This window comes from Acinetobacter sp. AOR41_HL (assembly GCF_027854645.1).
GTDB lineage: Bacteria > Pseudomonadota > Gammaproteobacteria > Pseudomonadales > Moraxellaceae > Acinetobacter > Acinetobacter nosocomialis.
Genome location: NZ_JAKTHZ010000049.1, coordinates 1 through 20,733, shown reverse-complemented (window position 1 = coordinate 20,733; position 20,733 = coordinate 1). Strand labels below are relative to the sequence as shown.

The 20,733-nt window shown below is 39.7% G+C and carries 13 protein-coding genes, 2 tRNA genes, 3 rRNA genes and 2 pseudogenes; 13 read left to right on the top strand and 7 right to left on the bottom strand.

The features are described from left to right. Nucleotides 1-170: 170 nt before the first annotated feature. From MKL35_RS18205 to MKL35_RS18190, 4 genes are all read left to right on the top strand, one after another. On the top strand, nt 171-533 hold the full coding sequence (locus tag MKL35_RS18205; RefSeq protein ID WP_004711246.1) for a DMT family protein: 363 nt from the start codon (nt 171-173) through the stop codon (nt 531-533). A gap of 183 nt (nt 534-716) precedes the next feature. Further along, nucleotides 717-1,229, top strand: a complete 513-nt coding sequence (purE, locus tag MKL35_RS18200; RefSeq protein ID WP_000994663.1) for a 5-(carboxyamino)imidazole ribonucleotide mutase — start codon at nt 717-719, stop codon at nt 1,227-1,229. A 9-nt stretch (nt 1,230-1,238) separates the two neighbouring features. Continuing rightward, nucleotides 1,239-2,360 carry a 5-(carboxyamino)imidazole ribonucleotide synthase gene (locus tag MKL35_RS18195; protein WP_002051942.1) on the top strand — a complete coding sequence of 374 codons (1,122 nt, stop codon included), beginning with the start codon at nt 1,239-1,241 and terminating at the stop codon, nt 2,358-2,360. A 688-nt stretch (nt 2,361-3,048) separates the two neighbouring features. Continuing rightward, the gene (locus MKL35_RS18190; RefSeq protein ID WP_032012031.1) at nt 3,049-4,347 is read left to right on the top strand and encodes a lytic murein transglycosylase; all 1,299 of its coding nucleotides are present in this window, start codon (nt 3,049-3,051) and stop codon (nt 4,345-4,347) included. Nucleotides 4,348-4,395: 48 nt separating this feature from the next. On the opposite strand, the gene MKL35_RS18185 is transcribed toward MKL35_RS18190, so the two are convergent. The 6 genes and pseudogenes from MKL35_RS18185 to MKL35_RS18160 all read right to left on the bottom strand — a co-directional run bounded on the left by MKL35_RS18185 (nt 4,396) and on the right by MKL35_RS18160 (nt 10,926). Then, nucleotides 4,396-4,782, bottom strand: coding sequence for a hypothetical protein (locus MKL35_RS18185; RefSeq protein WP_006581484.1), 387 nt, complete (start codon nt 4,780-4,782; stop codon nt 4,396-4,398). Nucleotides 4,783-4,882: 100 nt separating this feature from the next. Further along, nucleotides 4,883-5,894, bottom strand: a pseudogene (locus MKL35_RS18180) (M57 family metalloprotease). 81 nt (nt 5,895-5,975) lie between these two features. Continuing rightward, nucleotides 5,976-6,893: a matrixin family metalloprotease gene (locus MKL35_RS18175; RefSeq protein WP_032012033.1), complete on the bottom strand. Its 918-nt coding sequence runs from the start codon at nt 6,891-6,893 to the stop codon at nt 5,976-5,978. A 329-nt stretch (nt 6,894-7,222) separates the two neighbouring features. Further along, on the bottom strand, nt 7,223-9,163 hold the full coding sequence (gene dnaK, locus MKL35_RS18170; RefSeq protein WP_004884231.1) for a molecular chaperone DnaK: 1,941 nt from the start codon (nt 9,161-9,163) through the stop codon (nt 7,223-7,225). A gap of 152 nt (nt 9,164-9,315) precedes the next feature. Further along, nucleotides 9,316-9,870, bottom strand: coding sequence for a nucleotide exchange factor GrpE (gene grpE, locus MKL35_RS18165; RefSeq protein WP_002051954.1), 555 nt, complete (start codon nt 9,868-9,870; stop codon nt 9,316-9,318). Between the two features lie 128 nt (nt 9,871-9,998). Further along, nucleotides 9,999-10,926 (bottom strand): annotated as a pseudogene (locus tag MKL35_RS18160) (LysR family transcriptional regulator). A 107-nt stretch (nt 10,927-11,033) separates the two neighbouring features. Here MKL35_RS18160 and MKL35_RS18155 point away from each other — a divergent pair. Next, a complete protein-coding gene (locus MKL35_RS18155; RefSeq protein WP_032012034.1) occupies nt 11,034-11,900 on the top strand; it encodes an MBL fold metallo-hydrolase in 867 nt (288 codons plus the stop codon). A 390-nt stretch (nt 11,901-12,290) separates the two neighbouring features. After that, on the top strand, nt 12,291-12,521 hold the full coding sequence (locus MKL35_RS18150; protein WP_002051903.1) for a hypothetical protein: 231 nt from the start codon (nt 12,291-12,293) through the stop codon (nt 12,519-12,521). Nucleotides 12,522-12,691: 170 nt separating this feature from the next. Here MKL35_RS18150 and MKL35_RS18145 read toward each other — a convergent pair whose 3' ends face one another. Next, the gene (locus tag MKL35_RS18145) at nt 12,692-13,018 is read right to left on the bottom strand and encodes a hypothetical protein (protein WP_004711230.1); all 327 of its coding nucleotides are present in this window, start codon (nt 13,016-13,018) and stop codon (nt 12,692-12,694) included. Nucleotides 13,019-13,228: 210 nt separating this feature from the next. Here MKL35_RS18145 and MKL35_RS18140 point away from each other — a divergent pair, with 210 nt between their 5' ends. From MKL35_RS18140 to rrf, 7 genes are all read left to right on the top strand, one after another. Further along, nucleotides 13,229-14,299, top strand: a complete 1,071-nt coding sequence (locus MKL35_RS18140) for an alpha/beta hydrolase (RefSeq protein WP_004711227.1) — start codon at nt 13,229-13,231, stop codon at nt 14,297-14,299. Between the two features lie 147 nt (nt 14,300-14,446). Further along, nucleotides 14,447-15,004 carry a peptidylprolyl isomerase gene (locus MKL35_RS18135; RefSeq protein ID WP_032012035.1) on the top strand — a complete coding sequence of 186 codons (558 nt, stop codon included), beginning with the start codon at nt 14,447-14,449 and terminating at the stop codon, nt 15,002-15,004. A gap of 391 nt (nt 15,005-15,395) precedes the next feature. Next, nucleotides 15,396-16,933, top strand: a 16S ribosomal RNA gene (locus MKL35_RS18130). Nucleotides 16,934-16,992: 59 nt separating this feature from the next. Further along, nucleotides 16,993-17,069: transfer RNA gene (locus MKL35_RS18125), tRNA-Ile, on the top strand. A gap of 55 nt (nt 17,070-17,124) precedes the next feature. Beyond that, nucleotides 17,125-17,200 (top strand) — tRNA-Ala (locus MKL35_RS18120). A 340-nt stretch (nt 17,201-17,540) separates the two neighbouring features. After that, nucleotides 17,541-20,431, top strand: a 23S ribosomal RNA gene (locus MKL35_RS18115). 179 nt (nt 20,432-20,610) lie between these two features. Beyond that, nucleotides 20,611-20,725 (top strand): 5S ribosomal RNA (gene rrf / locus MKL35_RS18110). Together the 16S, 23S and 5S rRNA genes with 2 tRNA genes alongside form the textbook arrangement of a ribosomal RNA operon. Nucleotides 20,726-20,733: the final 8 nt, after the last annotated feature.

The following is a 20,733-nucleotide window of genomic DNA, read 5'->3' as shown; positions in this document are numbered from 1 at the left end:
GCCAGCAACGATAGCAAGGCTCAACTGGAAAAGATAGTCAAAATTCGTTGTTGTTCTATGTGTTTGAGGCACTCATAAAAGTACAGCTTTATTTTTTAGATTTAAGCTGAATTATAGTTTTATCTTTTATAATGTTTTTGATCCATATTAATACTTAAATCATCGTGACGATGAAGGATGTGCCTTTGAGCCCAACGGTTTTAGCTTTTGTGCTATTAATTATTTCGAACTGTTTTATGACACTTGCATGGTATGGGCATCTTAAGTTTTTGCACCATGCTCCATTCTGGCAAGCGATTTTATTCGGTTGGATTATTGCCCTACTGGAATATAGTTTTATGATTCCAGCAACTCGAATCTTGAGTGATCAAAACTGGACTTTGGGTGAAATGAAAATTACCCAAGAAGTGGTTACCCTCATTGTATTTGTACCATTTATGGTGTTGCTGTTTAAGCAGCCGTTTAAATTAGACTATGTTTGGGCCATGTTATGCTTGTTTGGTTGTGTCTATTTTGTATTTAGAAGCCAGTAAAATTATTTGAAATTGGGTTTTCAGACAGATCGTTGTTAAATCCATCGGATTCACGCTTTTTCCTCATAAACTTGGGCTTTGGGGTGAGTGAAAAAACAGCTATAATATTGGCCTCATCTTTTTCTCTCATGCTTGGCTTGGTACAAGTCGAGTTTTTACCATTTTTACGCTTTGGAAATGCCAATGAACGCGGTCGCAACAGATACCCAACCTTTAGTCGGAATTATCATGGGTTCCCAGTCCGATTGGGCAACGCTTGAACATACTGCCAATATGCTTAAACAGCTTGGTGTCCCATTTGAAGCGGAAGTGGTATCTGCTCACCGTACGCCAGACCGTTTATTTGAATACGCAGAAACTGCGCGTGATCGCGGTATTCAAGTGATTATTGCAGGCGCTGGTGGCGCTGCGCATTTACCGGGTATGTGTGCGGCAAAAACTGACTTACCTGTGTTGGGTGTACCAGTTAAATCATCAATTTTAAATGGTGTAGATTCATTACTTTCAATCGTACAAATGCCAGCAGGTATCGCAGTCGGTACTTTGGCAATTGGCCCAGCTGGTGCGACTAATGCTGCGATTATGGCTGCTCAAATCTTAGGTTTAACTCGTCCTGAAATCGCAAAAAATGTTGCAGATTTCCGTGCTGCGCAAACTGATAAAGTTGCAAGCAACAATATTCCGGGACAGGTTTAAGAGGCTGAAATGGATAAAACTATCGGTATTTTTGGTGGTGGGCAATTGGGCCGTATGATGGCGCAAGCAGCGTTACCATTAAATATTCAATGTACTTTTTTTGAAGCAAATACAGATTGTCCAGCAGGTGTTTTAGGCCAAGTTTTTTCTAGCCAAGATGAACAAGGTTTAAAGCAGTTTATTGAAAGTGCTGATGTTTTCAGTCTTGAGTTTGAAAATACGCCGGTTGCGGACGTAGATGTTTTAACACAAACCAAAACATTGCACCCTCCCCGTATTGCTTTAGCAACTGCACAAAATCGTTTGTCAGAAAAAGCATTATTTGATGAACTTGCGATTCCTGTTGCGCCGTATCGTGCTGTAGACAGCCTAGAAAGCTTAAAAAAAGCTGTTGCTGAGCTTGGTTTACCAATTGTGCTCAAGACAGCAACTGGTGGATATGACGGCAAAGGTCAGTTTGTACTTCGTTCAGAAGACCAAATTGATACAGCTTGGGCAGAGCTTGGTCCTGCAAAAAGCTTAGTTGCTGAAAGCTTTGTGAAGTTTTCTCGCGAAGTTTCGATTATTGCAGTACGTGGTCAAAATGGTGAAGTGAAGACTTGGCCATTGGCTGAAAACCACCATCACAACGGTATTTTGTCGCACTCAATCGTTCCTGCACCGAATAGTGAAGCTCTACAACCTGTTGCTCAAGACTACATTACACGTTTGTTAAATCATCTCAACTATGTAGGTGTGCTAACTCTCGAGCTATTTGTGACAGAACAAGGCCTATGCGCGAATGAGATGGCACCACGTGTTCATAATTCAGGTCACTGGTCAATTGAAGGTGCTGTATGTTCACAGTTTGAAAACCATATTCGAGCTGTTGCAGGCTTACCATTAGGTTCAACAGACGTTGTTCGACCAACGGTCATGATCAATATTATTGGTCAGCATCCTAAAACTGAAGATGTTTTAGCACTAAATGGCGCTCATCTGCACCTTTATAACAAATCAGAACGTGCTGGCCGTAAGTTAGGCCACATTACCTTAATGCCTGTGGATAGTAATGAATTGACGAATTTATGCCGTCAATTAGCGAAAATTTTGCCAGAACCACTCGCATTAACAGCTGATATGACCATTTAATTCAGTTAAAATTTGCAAAAAAGCGATCTTCGGATCGCTTTTTTTATCTTTTAAATTTAAAAAAATTAAAAAATCTAATATTGTCTTGCTGTGGATAACTTCTATTGAGCTTTTGAATTTAAATAAAGGTTGTAATTTTGAATTTAAAAATAGAATAACTTGTTTTTGGTGGTTTTGAATTTAAAATAAGTTATCCCCAATACCTAAAGTTTGAATTTAAATCGGGTCTCTAGCTTATGTGCGTTTTGAATTTAAAAAAGATGCATGTTATCTGAGTGGTATTTTGAATTCAAAACTATATCTAACTTTTAAATTTAAAACATGTATCCATGAGTGGTGAGGGGCTTGTAGCGTATAAAGATGATGAAAGATACAGAGAATATAGGGATTTCGGCAGTTTTAGTGTGTGATTTTATAAGTTATCCACAGTTGGTTTATGGTTTGAATATTTAAATTTAAACTGATGTTTTGAATTTAAAGTATGGATGCGATTTTTGAATTTAAAAATAATTAATCTGATGTTGGAAGTTTTAAATTTAAAACTGGATGCAAAATTTGAATTTAAAACTCTGGAAATGAATTTAAAGAAGGAATTATGAATTCAAATTTACGATTTCTCTCTGAAAATTTTGAGTCCATAATGGTATGGTAAAGACAAATTTAAATTTAAAAATTGAACTAGGATAATATGCGACGTTTTTCTTGTATTGTTGGGTCTATATTTTTGACAATGACTCAGGCTCAAGCAGAGCTGATAATTAATGGTTCTACTTCTACAATATCTAGTAATGCAACAGTTCCTGTAACGAATAGCAATACTTACACGCCTAATAATAATTTTCAGAGTTGTTTGGCAAATTTACGTTCGCAAGCGATTGCTGCGGGTGTTTCGGGTAGCACGTATGACCGTTATACACAAAATTTAACGCCGGACTACTCAGTAATTGATAAGTTAAATTATCAGCCAGAGTTTTCGACACCAATTTGGGACTATTTATCTGGTCTTGTAGATGAAGAACGTGTTGAGCTTGGGAAACAAAAATTAGCGCAATATCGTGATGTTTTAAATCGTGCCTCTCAAGTTTATGGCGTACCGCCTGAAACAATTGTGGCAGTGTGGGGCGTTGAAAGTAATTTTGGCGATATTTCTGGAAAATATCCTTTATTGCAGGCACTTGGAACATTAAGTTGTGAAGGGCGCCGGCAAAGTTATTTCCGGACAGAATTTTTTGCCACTATGCGTATTTTGCAACGCGGTGATTTAACTGAAGATCAACTTAAAGGTTCATGGGCTGGTGCTTTTGGACATACACAGTTTATGCCATCAACTTATGAACGCTTAGCTGTTGATTTTGATGGTGATGGTCGTCGTGATTTAGTATCTAGCACAGCAGATGCATTGGCATCTACGGCTAATTTCTTGAATAAAGCTGGATGGCAAACTGGTATGCCTTGGGGCTTTGAAGTCAAAATTCCATCAGGTATGTCAATTGATGGAGAAGGGCGTCGCTCTAAAAAGCCATTGAGTAGCTGGAGTTCACGTGGAGTAACCCGAATTGATGGTACACCCTTAATTCAAGGTGCATTATCTGGTAGCACACCAGCTGGGTTAATGGCGCCTGCAGGAGCAAGTGGTCCAATCTTTTTAGTATTTAAAAATTTTGATGCTATTTATAGCTATAACGCAGCCGAAAGTTATGGACTTGCAATTGCACATTTATCTGATCGTTTAAAAGGTGGGAAACCATTCATTGCTTCTTGGCCAACAGATGATCCAGGTACTTCTCGTGCAGAGCGTCGAGAGATTCAGCAATTTTTGATTAATCGTGGTTATGATATTGGTGCTGTTGATGGATTGATTGGGGATAAAACCCGTGTTGCTATACGTCAGGAGCAAACCCGTTTAGGTTTAAATCCAACAGGACGGGCAGGGCAACAAATTTTACGTGCATTCCGTCAGGAACAAGCACGAAAAATGATGCAATAAGGCATTAAATAAAAAGGTCTGCATATGCAGACCTTTTTTATTGAATAACTAAATTATGGATTGATCTAGCTTTACTGCTTCTAAAATATCAAAAATAACTGAAGTGACATCTTGGCTTAGGTCGCGATCATTAAAGATTTCATAAGCAGTTATAGTGACATCAGTGTCACTTGGTAATTGCTTCTGTTCTTCTTCAATTAAATGTTCGATAGGCAGTAAAGTCTGTTTAACTTCAAGATGTAAAATATCTTTATATTCAATATTTTCATCTTCAAGCTCAATTTCTTGCTCGTTAAAGTAAGGCAGCAAAATAGAATGAAGGTACGGTTTAAGTTCAATAATATCAAATAGTTCGATATCTCGAGTTTGTTCAATCGTACTAATGTGGTCATTTACTTCAATCAGGATATGATAATAACTCATCTTGATCTCCATTCTATTTTAGACGGCTCTTACAACCACAATAACATGACTTTGACATGAATTTCGATGTATCTATTTATAAAATAGATACATCGTTATGTCTCATATCTAATTATTGAGGTAAAGCGTTTAATAGATCACGATCAGCATCAGTTAAAACATTACTTTTTTTATCGCTGTCTTTGCGAACTGAGTACATTAGGGCACCCGGTTGATCGCTATGTTTTAAGCCTAGTGCATGGCCTAATTCATGAGCAATCGTTAAACGTAAATCATCAATTGAGCTATACTCATAAATTGTGATTTGTTTACCGTTATAAATCCCTTTCTTAAATACATCAGCTTGGGCATTTAGCTTAAACTGATTTAAAGATTGATTGAACTGATCGTTAATCTGATTAAAGTGATTAACCTTTTTGTTTAAATCTGCAGCTTGCTGATTATAAGCGGCAATATCTTTCTTCAAAGAAACAGTTTGCTTCTGTAAATCTTTCTGAGTCTTCGCAAGAGATTTTGCTGTGTATTCAGGTGCTAATTTACCTTCGTTAAACTGCATCATTTGTTGATCAAAATTTTTCAACTTCTCATTTAAGATCTGTTTTTTGTTTTCAAGATCAGATTGAGTTTGACTTAAATTTTGCTTCAACTGCTTAATTTGCTGCTGTTCATCAATTACACGTTGTTGATCTTGCTTAAACTGAGCAGAAATTTTTTGACGCTCTGCTGAACGATTTTGGCTATCATCGTATACAAGACGAATTTCTAACTTTGCATTTGGGTCATAAGTAAAGTAATTTTTACCTGTACCTTCTTTCCAGATATCAGCAGCTTGCTGAGTAATCTGAATCAATTGATCTTGACTTAAACCAAAACGAGGATCAACTTCAGCAATTCTATATGTTAAATGTTGAGCATTTTTTTGCTGAACTTGAGTGTTTACAGGAGTTGCAAGATGAGCATTGGCCTGAAAATTAGAAAAAGCAAAAGCCAAGCCTAATAACAAAGATGTTAAGCGCATAGTCGTCAGGGGGGAGATTTAAAAAAAAACGTATTATAAGAAGATAAAATGAAAAATCAATCAAAAAATATACAATTTCGATAAATAAATGAGACTTTGGTCTCATTATTTTTTACCATTTGCCAAATTATTTGTTAGTAAAATTTGAACAGTTTTTATTTTATTTAGTTTATTTAATCAGTTAGTTTTAATGATTTTTGTCATTTGAACTATAAGTCGAACTCAGTAAATCTAAATCTGAATGTGTTAATTTGAAGTTATGAATATCTTGTTCCTTTAAACGAGGGTACATCAAAGATTTAGGATCAGTGGTGTGTTTTAGTCCCAATGCATGTCCAAATTCATGGGCAAGTGTTAAACGCAAATCATCAAATGAATTAAAGCCATAAATCTGAATTTGATTTTGACTAAATAAGCCTTTATGAAAAGACTCAGGACGATCAGTTGTGCTTAAATTAAATTCCTTGATAGCTTGATTAAGCATGTTTTGATGTTGATTTATTAGCTTAATTTGCGCATTAAGAGTTTCTATTTTATTACTATGATGAGAAAATTTTGTTTTTAAATCTAATGATAATCTAGTTAGCTCAGCTTGACGTTTAATTAAATCAGCTTGATTAAATTTCCCAACATTTCCTTGGTTAAAGATAGTTACATCCTTTTGATATTGTTCAAATCTATTATTAAGCTGGATTTTGGCTTCATTCAAAAGGGTAGTTTCCTCCTCTATTTGTTGTTTAGATAAAAGAACAGCTTTATTTTTCTCCCGCCATTCTTCCTGCTGCTGTAATAACTTATTTATATTAATTTTTCTTTCATTTTGAGCAGTTTGATAATCATCAAATACTAAATTAATTGTAAGCTCTGCTTGTGAGTCATAAATAAAATAAGTTTTTCCAGTTTCTTTCTGCCAAATTTCAGCAGCTTCTTTGCCAATTTGAACAAATTGTTCCTTGGTAATATGAAAGCGTGGATCTATATAATCAATCTTGTATTTTAGAGGTTGATTAAAAGAAATAGTTGATAAATGGCTTTGAGCTAAAGCAACTGTGTGTAAGCTCATACTTAAGTAAAAGCTTATTCCCCACCATAGAAATTTTTTCATGGCAAAAATAAAAATATAAATAAATTCTTATTGTTAGTAAGTAATTTAGATTCGTCAAAGTGATAAAGGAGACCAAAGAAGGCGATCATTTTGTGATCTTGCTAAAGAAACGGAATAAATAAATCTATTTATTTGGCATTAATGTAAAAATAAATGGATTTAATAACAGTGATTCTAATTCTTTAAATTTTTTATAAATAATAAATAGTTAATTTTTATAATTGACTTTTTTGACTAAAAAATAGCAAATAAATATAAAAATAATAATTGTTATTTTTTTGTAAATAATAAAAAACCGCGCTTTCGCGCGGTCTTTTTAAAGAGACAAATTATTTTTTGTCATCTTTTACTTCTGTAAATTCAGCATCTACAACGCCATCATCAGCTTTTTGTTGACCAGCATCACCGCCTTGGAATGCATTAGGATCAAAACCTTCAGCACCACCAGCTTGTTGTGCTTGTTCATAAGCACGTTGAGTGATCGGCATCAAAATGTTTTGTAAAGCTTCAGTTTTCGCTTTAATCGCGTCAACGTCATTTTCTTTAGTTGCTGCTTCAAGTTCAGAAACTGCTGTGCTTACCGCTGTTTTTTCATCTTCAGTCACTTTGTCACCAAGATCTTTAACAGCTTTGTTCGAGCTTGAAATTAATGCATCAGCTTCATTACGAGCTTTTGCAAGTTCTTCAAACTTACGGTCTTCTTCAGCATTCGCTTCAGCATCTTTAATCATTGCTTCGATTTCAGCATCAGACAAACCTGAGTTTGCTTTAATCTGAATCGATTGCTCTTTACCAGTGCTCTTATCTTTCGCAGATACTTTCAAGATACCGTCAGCGTTGATGTCAAACGATACTTCAATTTGCGGCACACCACGTGGAGCAGGTGGGATATCGCCTAATTGGAAGTTACCCAACAATTTGTTTTGTTGAGCCATCTTACGTTCACCTTGGTAAACTGAAATATCTACAGCTGGTTGGTTATCAGCAGCAGTAGAGAACACTTGTGATTTCTTCGCAGGAATCGTCGTGTTTTTCTCAATGATTGGTGTTAATACACCGCCCATTGTTTCAATACCTAAAGTTAATGGTGTTACGTCAAGAAGTAATACGTCATTCTTGTCACCAGATAATACAGCACCTTGAATTGCAGCACCGATAGCAACTGCTTCGTCAGGGTTCACGTCTTTACGTGGCTCTTTACCGAAGAATTCTTGTACTTTTTGTTGTACAAGCGGCATACGAGACTGACCACCAACCAAGATTACGTCAGAGATGTCAGAAGTCGAAAGACCAGCATCTTTAAGTGCAATCTTACAAGGTTCAATCGTACGAGCAACTAAATCAGCAACTAAACCTTCAAGTTTTGCACGTGTTACGTTGATCACTAAGTGTTTAGGACCAGAAGCATCAGCAGTGATGTATGGAAGGTTGATTTCAGTTGCATTTGATGAAGAAAGCTCGATTTTTGCTTTTTCAGCAGCTTCTTTCAAACGTTGTAACGCAAGTGGATCATTTTTCAAGTTCACACTTTGTTCTTTCTTGAATTCTTCAACCAAGTATTCAATTAATGCGTTATCAAAGTCTTCACCACCAAGGAAAGTATCACCGTTAGTTGATAACACTTCAATTTGTTGGTCGCCATCAAGATCCGCGATTTCAATGATAGATACGTCGAATGTACCACCACCTAAGTCGTAAACTGCAACTTTACGGTCGCCTTCTTTTTTATCCATACCGAACGCAAGTGCAGCAGCAGTTGGTTCGTTAATGATACGTTTAACATCTAAACCAGCGATTTTACCCGCATCTTTAGTTGCTTGACGTTGAGCATCGTTAAAGTAAGCAGGAACGGTAATTACCGCTTCAGTTACTGTTTCACCTAAGTAATCTTCTGCTGTTTTCTTCATCTTTTTCAAGATTTCTGCAGAGATTTGTTGAGGTGCTAATTTTTTATCGTTTACTTCAACCCAAGCATCACCATTATCTGCTTTGATGATTTTATACGGTACAAGACCGATGTCTTTTTGTACTGCTTGATCTTCATAACGACGACCAATTAAACGCTTGATCGCGAATAATGTATTTTTAGGGTTTGTTACTGCCTGACGCTTAGCACTTTGGCCAACTAAGATCTCGCCATCTTTATAAGCAATGATCGATGGAGTTGTACGTGCGCCTTCAGCGTTTTCGATTACTTTTACTTTATCGCCTTCAAGTACAGCAACACATGAGTTGGTAGTACCTAAGTCAATACCAATAATTTTCGCCATTTGGTGTGTTCCTCTAAAATTCTGTTGCAATGTTTTTGCTTGTTATTCGATATGAGAGTCAATCGGTTTTTTTCAAGCATTTTTATGAAAAAAAATCAAAAAACTCTCAAATTTTGTGCTTTTAGCGAAGCGATGCTTCGCTTTTGCTCATTTTATTGACCAACCATAACCATAGCAGGGCGCAACAAGCGACCATTTAAGGTATAGCCTTTTTGTAAAACGGTGCCGATTTCATTGGCTTTGGCATTTGGATCAATACCAACAGCTTGGTGTAAATCTGCATTGAAACCATTTTGAGTATCAGCTTCTACAACACCAAATTTCTCAAGAGTCGTTAACAGTGACTTTAAGGTTAACTTAACACCTTCAAGTACAGGTGTTTCTTCACCACCAGCTGCCTGAATTGCACGTTCTAAATTGTCGACAGAGTCCAACAATTCTTTGGCAAATTTTTCAAGTACAGTCTCTTTATGTTTCTCAGACTCACGTTGAATACGCTCTACGCTTTTTTGTGCTTCGTAAACTGCATTAGCAGTACGAGCTTTTTCAAGCTTAAGATTTTCTTCTAGTTTGGTGATTTGCGCTTGTAAAGATTCAACGGTAACGTCGTTTGCTTGCTCTACACTTTCAGCCTGAGTTTGCTCGTTAGATTGCTCAGCTTGCTCATTTTGAATGTCTTGAGCTTGCTCATTTTGCTCATTAGCCATTGATGATCTCCGTTTAAATGGGTTTTTAAACATGTACAGTCCTTTTTGGCATCAGTATTTACTGCGTAAAACCTGAACTGCCATGCATATGCTGTAATTCATTAATAGGGATGAAGTATGGGCATTGCCTAAAAATTCAAGCGTACACGGCAATTTAAAGCTTTAATTTTGCGGTTTTAAGTAAAAATCCAGCTTTTCAATCATAAAAGCTATAAATTCTTGAGTAATTCGAGGTAAATGCTGTCTAGAAGCATACACGACCGACAAACTTAACTCAGGGGCCGTAAAGTTTTTAAATAAAGGAGTTAGACGTTTTTCTTTTAAATCCTTTTCCACTAATAAAGTAGGTAACATTGCGACTCCCTGTGCGTGTAAGCACATATCGTAAAGCGCATTCACATCATTACTTTTAAAAGTGACATTTAAAGGATAGTTCTGAGGCTGTTGTTCATTATCAAAAAGTGTCCAGTATTGATGTTGGCTGTGATGAGCAATACATTCATGTTGAATAAGTTGACGAGGATGGAGCAGGGGACTGTGCTGTTTCAAATAATCAGGATGAGCACAGAACACAGACTCGATTTGACAAACGGGTCGTGCAATTAAACCATCGGCCACCTTTTGAGTGATACGTAACGCCAAGTCTACTTGTGCATCGATAAGATCCATGGTGTTTTCAGTTAAGTAAACATCAAAATCAATATGTGGATGCTGACGTTTAAACTGTCGAATACATTCTGCTACCCCCAGTTCAAACAAAAATAAACCGCACGTAAAACGAATTGTTCCATTATGCTGCTCAGGTGCAGCGAGTTCTTGTAAGAGTAACTGCTGTTGTAAAATATTTTCACAGTAGAGTAGAGCTTTCTCACCTGCTGGAGTAAGAGATATTTTTCGGGTATTTCTTTGGAAAAGTCGAGTTGAGAACGTATGCTCAAGGTGTTCAAGATAACGCGAAACCATGGCACGAGAATAATTAAGATGCTCGGCTGCTTTGGTCAAATTGCCATGTTGTGCAATAGAAACAAAGACCTGAATCGCTTTTAAAGTATCCATATATCTAGCTATTATTACAATATATGCAACAGTTTATCTTAAATTAGTGCGTTTATCTTACATAAATTGCAATTTAAAGTGTTCTTCATGAAACAGGAGAATACCTAATGAAATTATTTAAATTAACCGCTTCCGCACTGGCTACTGCTACAGCATTAACCATGGCTCAGTCAGCTTTTGCTCAAGAACTGAAAATTCAGAGTTTTCTTGCTAAACCAGAACACTTCGGTGTGACTTCAACCTTAATAAAAGGGGATAAGGAAGTTTTATTGGTTAATGCACAATTTTCAAAATCTGAAGCTTTACGTATTGCTGCAAATATTCTTGATAGCGGTAAAACATTAAAAACTATTTTTGTAAGCTATGGTGACCCGGACTATTATTTCGGCTTAGACGTATTTAAACAGTATTTCCCGAATGTACAGATCATTGCTACGCCGGAAACAGTAAAGCATATTCAGGATACTCAAGCGCTTAAAGTTAAATATTGGGGGCCACAAATGGGTGCAAATGCACCTAGCCAAATTATTGTGCCTCAAGCTTACACTGCTAAAACTTTAAAACTTGAGAATGAATCAATCGAGATTAAAGGTAAAAAAGAGCTTACTTATTTATGGGTTCCTTCTGCAAAAGCAGTCGTGGGTGGTATTCCGGTATCTTCAGGCATTCATTTATGGATGGCCGATACCCCTAAAACCAAAGATCGTGTGGAAGTCATTCAATCTTTAGAAAGCATTAAAGCCCTTCAACCTAAAATTGTTGTACCTGCTCATATGGTAGAAGGTGCACCACAAGGCCTAGATGCTGTTAACTTTTCAATTAATTATTTAAATAGCTATGAAAAAGCAGCTAAAGCAACTAAAAATGCTACTGAGTTGAGCAAACTCATGCAAAAGCAATATCCAACACTTCAAAGCGTGGATAGCTTAGAGTTAGGGGCTAAGGTCGTAAAAGGTGAAATGCAGTGGCCATAATTTAACATTTAAGCCGTATTCACTTTTAAAAGAGCCGTGATCATTCGCGGCTTTTTTATGAAAAACCATTTTTAAGGGCCAAAAAGCTCTGTAACAGTCTACGTACCTTATATAGCGTTTCTATAAATGGAAAAATTTTAAATATAACGGCCAAGCAGAATGAAAAGAAAAAATTGATAAAATTAAACAATCGTTTATCTATGGTTTAATTTACAAATTAGGTTGGTCATATTAAAAAAATGAATTTAATAAAAAATTGCAGAATTTGTACTTCTATTACTACAAAAGACAACCAATGATACGCACGTCAGAAAAAAAAATTGTGAATTATAGGCAGCGCGAAGATGAACTTTGCATTTAAACGTTTGTCGTAATGAAAGGAAAGCAATCATGAAAAAATTAGGTCTTATCTCTGTAGTACTTGCTGGTGTTGCTCTTACAGCTGTTGGTTGTGCATCAGAAGCTGGTTTAAACGCTTCTGGTTCTGCTCAAACAAGTGCTAGCCCATCTGGCGTACATGCTGGTGCTGGTATCGATGCAGGTGTTTCTGGTCAAGCACAACCTGGTCAAGTAGACGCTGGTGCTTCTGGTTCAGTTTCAGGTTCTGCAACTGCTCAGTAATACACTGCTAAAAATAAGAGATATGAGTTTATAGAACATATATGTTCATGATGCCGATACATATATGAAATGAGCTGCTACTCATTTTTCTATAAATTAGAGAGAATTTATATTCCTCAAAAAAGCCCCAGAAGACTTATCTCTTTGGGGCTTTTTATATCTTAGTGAGTTTAATCATCGTGACGATAATCTCGGCGATCATGATCTCGATTTTCTACCCGTTTTTTATCCCAATCACGGTGCCTTTTTTCCCATTCACGACGATTTTTTTCTTGTTCACGAAAGTCTTTACGTTGTTGCTCATATACTCGTTGACGCTCTTCCCAACGTTTTCGTTCCCAATCATTATATCGACGTTGATCATCACGATCATAGCGACGATCATGATCATGGTAACCATATCCGCCACCACGATAATAAGGATCATCTGGATAAGCAACACAGCCTACAGTTAAAAGACTGGTTGCTAACATAGTAACAACTAGTTTTGCTGACATAGCAGTCCCTCTTTTTGTCTGTTAACAATAATTGGCAAAAAAGTCCTGTTTTAATCGACAGATTTGTTAATGACATTTGCTATAAATCAGATTAGCGTAGATTGGTTTTTACCTTTGTATCTTGATTGCATGAGTTGTATGCGAATATAGTCAAACAACAAAGAATTCTGTAGAAAATATGAAGGATAAGAGGGATTCAAGGAGACAGGCATGACAGCATTTAATCAAAAAATTCAAACATTGCTAGATAAGGGACAAGGCCCTGCTGCTCGAGCACTTGATAGGTTACCCCGACTAGCCCAAGAGTCTCTCGCTAAAATTTTAGGATATTCTTATCAATACCCAGATCTCGATTCATTTACGAAATGCATGATGGCTGTGCAAATCAAACAGGGGAGAGTGGGTTTCATTGGCTCTGATCCGATTCAATCAAGAAGAATGTTTGATGCACAAATGCAGGCCATACGTCAAAAACCAACTTATATTGAATCAGTAGAAGATATTCGTCTTCCACTACAAAGCGGCACAATCTTTGCCAGACATTATCATCCGGCTCCTAATAAGAAACTGCCATTAATCGTGTTTTATCACGGGGGTGGTTTTGTTGTAGGTGGTTTAGATACTCATGATGAAGTTTGTCGTTTATTAGCAAAATATGCAAAAGTACAGGTCCTCAGTATCGACTATCCTCTTGCTCCGGAAGTTTCACCACAACATTTAATTCAGTCATGTGAAGATGCATTAGCATGGGTTTATCAAAATCGCAGACAATTAAAAATATTAAAAAATAGAATTGCGGTTGCAGGGGACAGTGCAGGAGGAAATATTAGTACTGTTGTAGCGCAAAGATCAGTAAATAAAGCTTATGCACCACAAGCACAATTACTTATCTATCCAACAGTAGATTTTAAAAGCAGACATCCTTCTTTTTATGCCTATAACGAAGGATTGGTTTTAACAAATACCGATATTGATTACGTCACACAATATTATGCAACTCAGCATAATGTAGAACTTGATGATCCAATTATTTCACCCACCTATGGCAACCTAAAGAAAAATCCACCAGCTTTTGTGATTACAGCTGGACACGATGTCTTACATGATGAAGCGAAAATATATAGTCATAAATTAAGACAAAATGGCGTAAAAATGTATTATGAAGAGTTTCCGGAACAGACTCATGGTTTTATTAACCTGACTCCAATTTCTAGAAAAGCCAAACGTCATACTATCGAAATTAGTAAAAACTTCAGAAAATTTTGGGATAAAAATAGTTAAGTAAATTCAATAATCCATGTTTCACGTGGAACATGGATTAAATAAACAAATAGACTTAAAAATTCTTAATAAATAGTCACTAGAATTCTTCGCTGTAGGCGATTAGATTTAATAATTATCTTTTTATAAAGCTTATTGTAGGAAAATATGAAAAAGTTATTGATGTTGTTTTGTCTAGGTCTAAGTAGTCACTCAGTATGGGCTAATAGCTTAGTTGAAATGCAAACAAATTTAGGCAACATCGAAATAGAGTTGTATGACGATAAAGCACCGATTAGTGTGAATAACTTTAAAAGCTATATAAAGTCTGGTTTTTATAAAGAGACAATCTTTCATCGTGTGATCCCAGGTTTCATGGCACAAGGGGGTGGCATGACTGCAAATATGCAGGAAAAGACAACACGAGCACCTATTAAGAACGAAGCAGGAAATGGTATTGCAAATACACGTGGTACTTTAGCGATGGCTCGTACATCAGATTCAGATTCAGCTACTAGCCAATTTTTTATAAACGTCGCAGATAATAAATTTCTTAACCGTTCACCGGGAAATCCGGGATATGCCGTTTTTGGTAAAGTCGTAAAAGGAATGGATGTAGTAGACCGTATTGTTCAGGTTCCTACATCAAACTATGGCATGCATCAAAACGTACCAAAACAGCCTATAAAGATTGTAGATATAAAGATCAAAACAACGGAAAAATAAATTAAATATATAAATCAATAATTTAAATTATTTTTTTAAATTTATCTGACTGAAAAAGAACCGGTCGAGCATGGATATTTATAAAAGTGCTTGCGTACCGGTTTTTTTTCCCTATAATGCACTCATCCCGACGCGATACACGAGAATAACTTAGCTTACAGGGTTAAGATAAAAGCTTAGTATTGTGTTGGAACTGTCTCTGACGAGGAGCAGAAAAATCATTAAGAGAATTGAAGAACAACTTGTGTGGATTTTTACTGATTGATTAATCGAAATAATTTTCATTGATTGATTGGTTTAAATTACTCGAAGTTTATTTGAGCGAAATTTAAGTCAGTAATTGATGAGCCAGAATTGGCACCTTGTCTATAAATAAGGTGCAAAATGATTTTAACTGAAGAGTTTGATCATGGCTCAGATTGAACGCTGGCGGCAGGCTTAACACATGCAAGTCGAGCGGGGGAAGGTAGCTTGCTACCGGACCTAGCGGCGGACGGGTGAGTAATGCTTAGGAATCTGCCTATTAGTGGGGGACAACATCTCGAAAGGGATGCTAATACCGCATACGTCCTACGGGAGAAAGCAGGGGATCTTCGGACCTTGCGCTAATAGATGAGCCTAAGTCGGATTAGCTAGTTGGTGGGGTAAAGGCCTACCAAGGCGACGATCTGTAGCGGGTCTGAGAGGATGATCCGCCACACTGGGACTGAGACACGGCCCAGACTCCTACGGGAGGCAGCAGTGGGGAATATTGGACAATGGGCGCAAGCCTGATCCAGCCATGCCGCGTGTGTGAAGAAGGCCTTATGGTTGTAAAGCACTTTAAGCGAGGAGGAGGCTACTTTAGATAATACCTAGAGATAGTGGACGTTACTCGCAGAATAAGCACCGGCTAACTCTGTGCCAGCAGCCGCGGTAATACAGAGGGTGCAAGCGTTAATCGGATTTACTGGGCGTAAAGCGCGCGTAGGCGGCTAATTAAGTCAAATGTGAAATCCCCGAGCTTAACTTGGGAATTGCATTCGATACTGGTTAGCTAGAGTGTGGGAGAGGATGGTAGAATTCCAGGTGTAGCGGTGAAATGCGTAGAGATCTGGAGGAATACCGATGGCGAAGGCAGCCATCTGGCCTAACACTGACGCTGAGGTGCGAAAGCATGGGGAGCAAACAGGATTAGATACCCTGGTAGTCCATGCCGTAAACGATGTCTACTAGCCGTTGGGGCCTTTGAGGCTTTAGTGGCGCAGCTAACGCGATAAGTAGACCGCCTGGGGAGTACGGTCGCAAGACTAAAACTCAAATGAATTGACGGGGGCCCGCACAAGCGGTGGAGCATGTGGTTTAATTCGATGCAACGCGAAGAACCTTACCTGGCCTTGACATAGTAAGAACTTTCCAGAGATGGATTGGTGCCTTCGGGAACTTACATACAGGTGCTGCATGGCTGTCGTCAGCTCGTGTCGTGAGATGTTGGGTTAAGTCCCGCAACGAGCGCAACCCTTTTCCTTATTTGCCAGCGAGTAATGTCGGGAACTTTAAGGATACTGCCAGTGACAAACTGGAGGAAGGCGGGGACGACGTCAAGTCATCATGGCCCTTACGGCCAGGGCTACACACGTGCTACAATGGTCGGTACAAAGGGTTGCTACACAGCGATGTGATGCTAATCTCAAAAAGCCGATCGTAGTCCGGATTGGAGTCTGCAACTCGACTCCATGAAGTCGGAATCGCTAGTAATCGCGGATCAGAATGCCGCGGTGAATACGTTCCCGGGCCTTGTACACACCGCCCGTCACACCATGGGAGTTTGTTGCACCAGAAGTAGCTAGCCTAACTGCAAAGAGGGCGGTTACCACGGTGTGGCCGATGACTGGGGTGAAGTCGTAACAAGGTAGCCGTAGGGGAACCTGCGGCTGGATCACCTCCTTAACGAAAGATTGACGATTGGTAAGAATCCACAACAAGTTGTTCTTCATAGATGTATCTGAGGGTCTGTAGCTCAGTTGGTTAGAGCACACGCTTGATAAGCGTGGGGTCACAAGTTCAAGTCTTGTCAGACCCACCATGACTTTGACTGGTTAAAGTTATAGATAAAAGATACATGACTGATGATGTAAGCTGGGGACTTAGCTTAGTTGGTAGAGCGCCTGCTTTGCACGCAGGAGGTCAGGAGTTCGACTCTCCTAGTCTCCACCAGAACTTAAGATAAGTTCGGATTACAGAAATTAGTAAATAGAGATTTCGGTCTTGGTTTATTAACTTCTGTGATTTAAGTATCACGGTATTAAGCATGACCTGACGAAGGCATGTTTATTCATTAACAGATTGGCAAAATTGAGTCTGAAATAAATTGTTCACTCAAGAGTTTAGATTAAGCAATTAATCTGAATGAATTGAGAACTAGCAAATTAACTGAATCAAGCGTTTTGGTATATGAATTTAGATTGAAGCTGTACAGTGTTTAAATACACAGTACTCTAAACTGAAATGTTGAAGTTACTAACTTGTAGGTAACGTCGACTGTTTGGGGTTGTATAGTCAAGTAATTAAGTGCATGTGGTGGATGCCTTGGCAGTCAGAGGCGATGAAAGACGTGATAGCCTGCGAAAAGCTCCGGGGAGGCGGCAAATATCCTTTGATCCGGAGATGTCTGAATGGGGGAACCCACCTACTTTAAGGTAGGTATTGCAACATGAATACATAGTGTTGCAAGGCGAACGAGGGGAAGTGAAACATCTCAGTACCCTTAGGAAAAGAAATCAATTGAGATTCCCTCAGTAGCGGCGAGCGAACGGGGATCAGCCCATTAAGTTATGTGTGTTTTAGTGGAACGCTCTGGGAAGTGCGAACGTAGAGGGTGATATTCCCGTACACGAAAGGGCACACATAATGATGACGAGTAGGGCGAGGCACGTGAAACCTTGTCTGAATATGGGGGGACCATCCTCCAAGGCTAAATACTCCTGACTGACCGATAGTGAACCAGTACCGTGAGGGAAAGGCGAAAAGAACCCCTGTGAGGGGAGTGAAATAGATCCTGAAACCGCATGCATACAAGCAGTGGGAGCACCTTCGTGGTGTGACTGCGTACCTTTTGTATAATGGGTCAGCGACTTATATTCAGTAGCGAGGTTAACCGTATAGGGGAGCCGTAGAGAAATCGAGTCTTAATAGGGCGTTTAGTTGCTGGGTATAGACCCGAAACCAGGCGATCTATCCATGAGCAGGTTGAAGGTTGGGTAACACTAACTGGAGGACCGAACCCACTGTCGTTGAAAAGCCAGGGGATGACTTGTGGATAGGGGTGAAAGGCTAATCAAGCCTGGTGATAGCTGGTTCTCCCCGAAAGCTATTTAGGTAGCGCCTCGGACGAATACCATAGGGGGTAGAGCACTGTTTCGGCTAGGGGGTCATCCCGACTTACCAAACCGATGCAAACTCCGAATACCTATGAGTACTATCCGGGAGACAGACTGCGGGTGCTAACGTCCGTAGTCAAGAGGAAAACAATCCAGACCGCCAGCTAAGGCCCCAAAATCATAGTTAAGTGGGAAACGATGTGGGAAGGCATAGACAGCTAGGAGGTTGGCTTAGAAGCAGCCACCCTTTAAAGAAAGCGTAATAGCTCACTAGTCGAGTCGGCCTGCGCGGAAGATGTAACGGGGCTAAAACTATGTGCCGAAGCTGCGGATTTGACATTAGTCAAGTGGTAGGGGAGCGTTCTGTAAGCCGATGAAGGTGTATTGAGAAGTATGCTGGAGGTATCAGAAGTGCGAATGCTGACGTGAGTAACGACAAAACGGGTGAAAAACCCGTTCGCCGAAAGACCAAGGGTTCCAGTCCAACGTTAATCGGGGCTGGGTGAGTCGACCCCTAAGGCGAGGCCGAAAGGCGTAGTCGATGGGAAATTGGTTAATATTCCAATACTTCTGTGTAATGCGATGAGAGGACGGAGAAGGTTAAGTCAGCCTGGCGTTGGTTGTCCAGGTGGAAGGATGTAGGTATGTATCTTAGGCAAATCCGGGGTACTCTATACTGAGATCCGATAGCAAGCTGTACTTGTACAGCGAAGTGGCTGATACCATGCTTCCAGGAAAAGTCTCTAAGCTTCAGTTACACAGGAATCGTACCCGAAACCGACACAGGTGGTCAGGTCGAGTAGACCAAGGCGCTTGAGAGAACTCTGCTGAAGGAACTAGGCAAAATGGTACCGTAACTTCGGGAGAAGGTACGCTGTTGTTGGTGATGGAACTTGCTTCCTGAGCTGATGACAGCCGCAGAAACCAGGCCGCTGCAACTGTTTATTAAAAACATAGCACTCTGCAAACACGAAAGTGGACGTATAGGGTGTGATGCCTGCCCGGTGCTGGAAGGTTAATTGATGGGGTTAGCGTAAGCGAAGCTCTTGATCGAAGCCCCAGTAAACGGCGGCCGTAACTATAACGGTCCTAAGGTAGCGAAATTCCTTGTCGGGTAAGTTCCGACCTGCACGAATGGCATAATGATGGCGGCGCTGTCTCCAGCAGAGGCTCAGTGAAATCGAAATCGCTGTGAAGATGCAGTGTACCCGCGGCTAGACGGAAAGACCCCGTGAACCTTTACTGCAGCTTGACACTGAACTTTGACCTTACTTGTGTAGGATAGGTGGGAGGCTTTGAAGTTGGAACGCTAGTTCCAATGGAGCCGTCCTTGAAATACCACCCTGGTAATGTTGAGGTTCTAACTCTGTCCCGTTATCCGGGACGAGGACCGTGTCTGGTGGGTAGTTTGACTGGGGCGGTCTCCTCCTAAAGAGTAACGGAGGAGTACGAAGGTGCGCTCAGCGTGGTCGGAAATCACGCGTAGAGTATAAAGGCAAAAGCGCGCTTAACTGCGAGACCCACAAGTCGAGCAGGTACGAAAGTAGGTCTTAGTGATCCGGTGGTTCTGTATGGAAGGGCCATCGCTCAACGGATAAAAGGTACTCTGGGGATAACAGGCTGATACCGCCCAAGAGTTCATATCGACGGCGGTGTTTGGCACCTCGATGTCGGCTCATCTCATCCTGGGGCTGAAGCAGGTCCCAAGGGTATGGCTGTTCGCCATTTAAAGAGGTACGCGAGCTGGGTTTAGAACGTCGTGAGACAGTTCGGTCCCTATCTACCGTGGGCGCTGGAAATTTGAGAGGATCTGCTCCTAGTACGAGAGGACCAGAGTGGACGAACCTCTGGTGTACCGGTTGTGACGCCAGTCGCATCGCCGGGTAGCTATGTTCGGAAGGGATAACCGCTGAAAGCATCTAAGCGGGAAGCCTACCTCAAGATAAGATTTCCCTAGGAATTTATTCCTCTAAAGAGCCGTTCGAGACTAGGACGTTGATAGGTTGGATGTGGAAGCATAGTGATATGTGAAGCTGACCAATACTAATTGCTCGTGAGGCTTGACTATACAACACCCAAGCAGTTGTATATAAAGCATCAATCGATTCATAAATCTACAAAGCAACTTGATTTAGTTATTCCACTAGATAAAATGAACACAATCAGATTCAATCAGCCCAGTCTGTAAAGATTTGGAAAACGCTTCGGCAGTCAATAAGACCAAAGCAAGTATCCATAAACAGTTGTGCTGGCGACCATAGCAAGAGTGAACCACCTGATCCCTTCCCGAACTCAGAAGTGAAACCTCTTAGCGCTGATGGTAGTGTGGGGTTACCCATGTGAGAGTAAGTCATCGCCAGCTCATTATTC

What these genes read in the sequence shown, in the direction of transcription:
- dnaK (WP_004884231.1), bottom strand. Translation starts at nt 9,163, where the DNA reads ATGGCGAAAATTATTGGTATTGACTTAGGTACTACCAACTCATGTGTT.
- MKL35_RS18205 (WP_004711246.1), top strand. Translation starts at nt 171, where the DNA reads ATGAAGGATGTGCCTTTGAGCCCAACGGTTTTAGCTTTTGTGCTATTA.
- MKL35_RS18145 (WP_004711230.1), bottom strand. Translation starts at nt 13,018, where the DNA reads ATGTCAGCAAAACTAGTTGTTACTATGTTAGCAACCAGTCTTTTAACT.
- MKL35_RS18195 (WP_002051942.1), top strand. Translation starts at nt 1,239, where the DNA reads ATGGATAAAACTATCGGTATTTTTGGTGGTGGGCAATTGGGCCGTATG.
- purE (WP_000994663.1), top strand. Translation starts at nt 717, where the DNA reads ATGAACGCGGTCGCAACAGATACCCAACCTTTAGTCGGAATTATCATG.
- MKL35_RS18175 (WP_032012033.1), bottom strand. Translation starts at nt 6,893, where the DNA reads ATGAAAAAATTTCTATGGTGGGGAATAAGCTTTTACTTAAGTATGAGC.
- grpE (WP_002051954.1), bottom strand. Translation starts at nt 9,870, where the DNA reads ATGGCTAATGAGCAAAATGAGCAAGCTCAAGACATTCAAAATGAGCAA.
- MKL35_RS18190 (WP_032012031.1), top strand. Translation starts at nt 3,049, where the DNA reads ATGCGACGTTTTTCTTGTATTGTTGGGTCTATATTTTTGACAATGACT.
- MKL35_RS18140 (WP_004711227.1), top strand. Translation starts at nt 13,229, where the DNA reads ATGACAGCATTTAATCAAAAAATTCAAACATTGCTAGATAAGGGACAA.
- MKL35_RS18135 (WP_032012035.1), top strand. Translation starts at nt 14,447, where the DNA reads ATGAAAAAGTTATTGATGTTGTTTTGTCTAGGTCTAAGTAGTCACTCA.
- MKL35_RS18150 (WP_002051903.1), top strand. Translation starts at nt 12,291, where the DNA reads ATGAAAAAATTAGGTCTTATCTCTGTAGTACTTGCTGGTGTTGCTCTT.
- MKL35_RS18155 (WP_032012034.1), top strand. Translation starts at nt 11,034, where the DNA reads ATGAAATTATTTAAATTAACCGCTTCCGCACTGGCTACTGCTACAGCA.
- MKL35_RS18185 (WP_006581484.1), bottom strand. Translation starts at nt 4,782, where the DNA reads ATGGAGATCAAGATGAGTTATTATCATATCCTGATTGAAGTAAATGAC.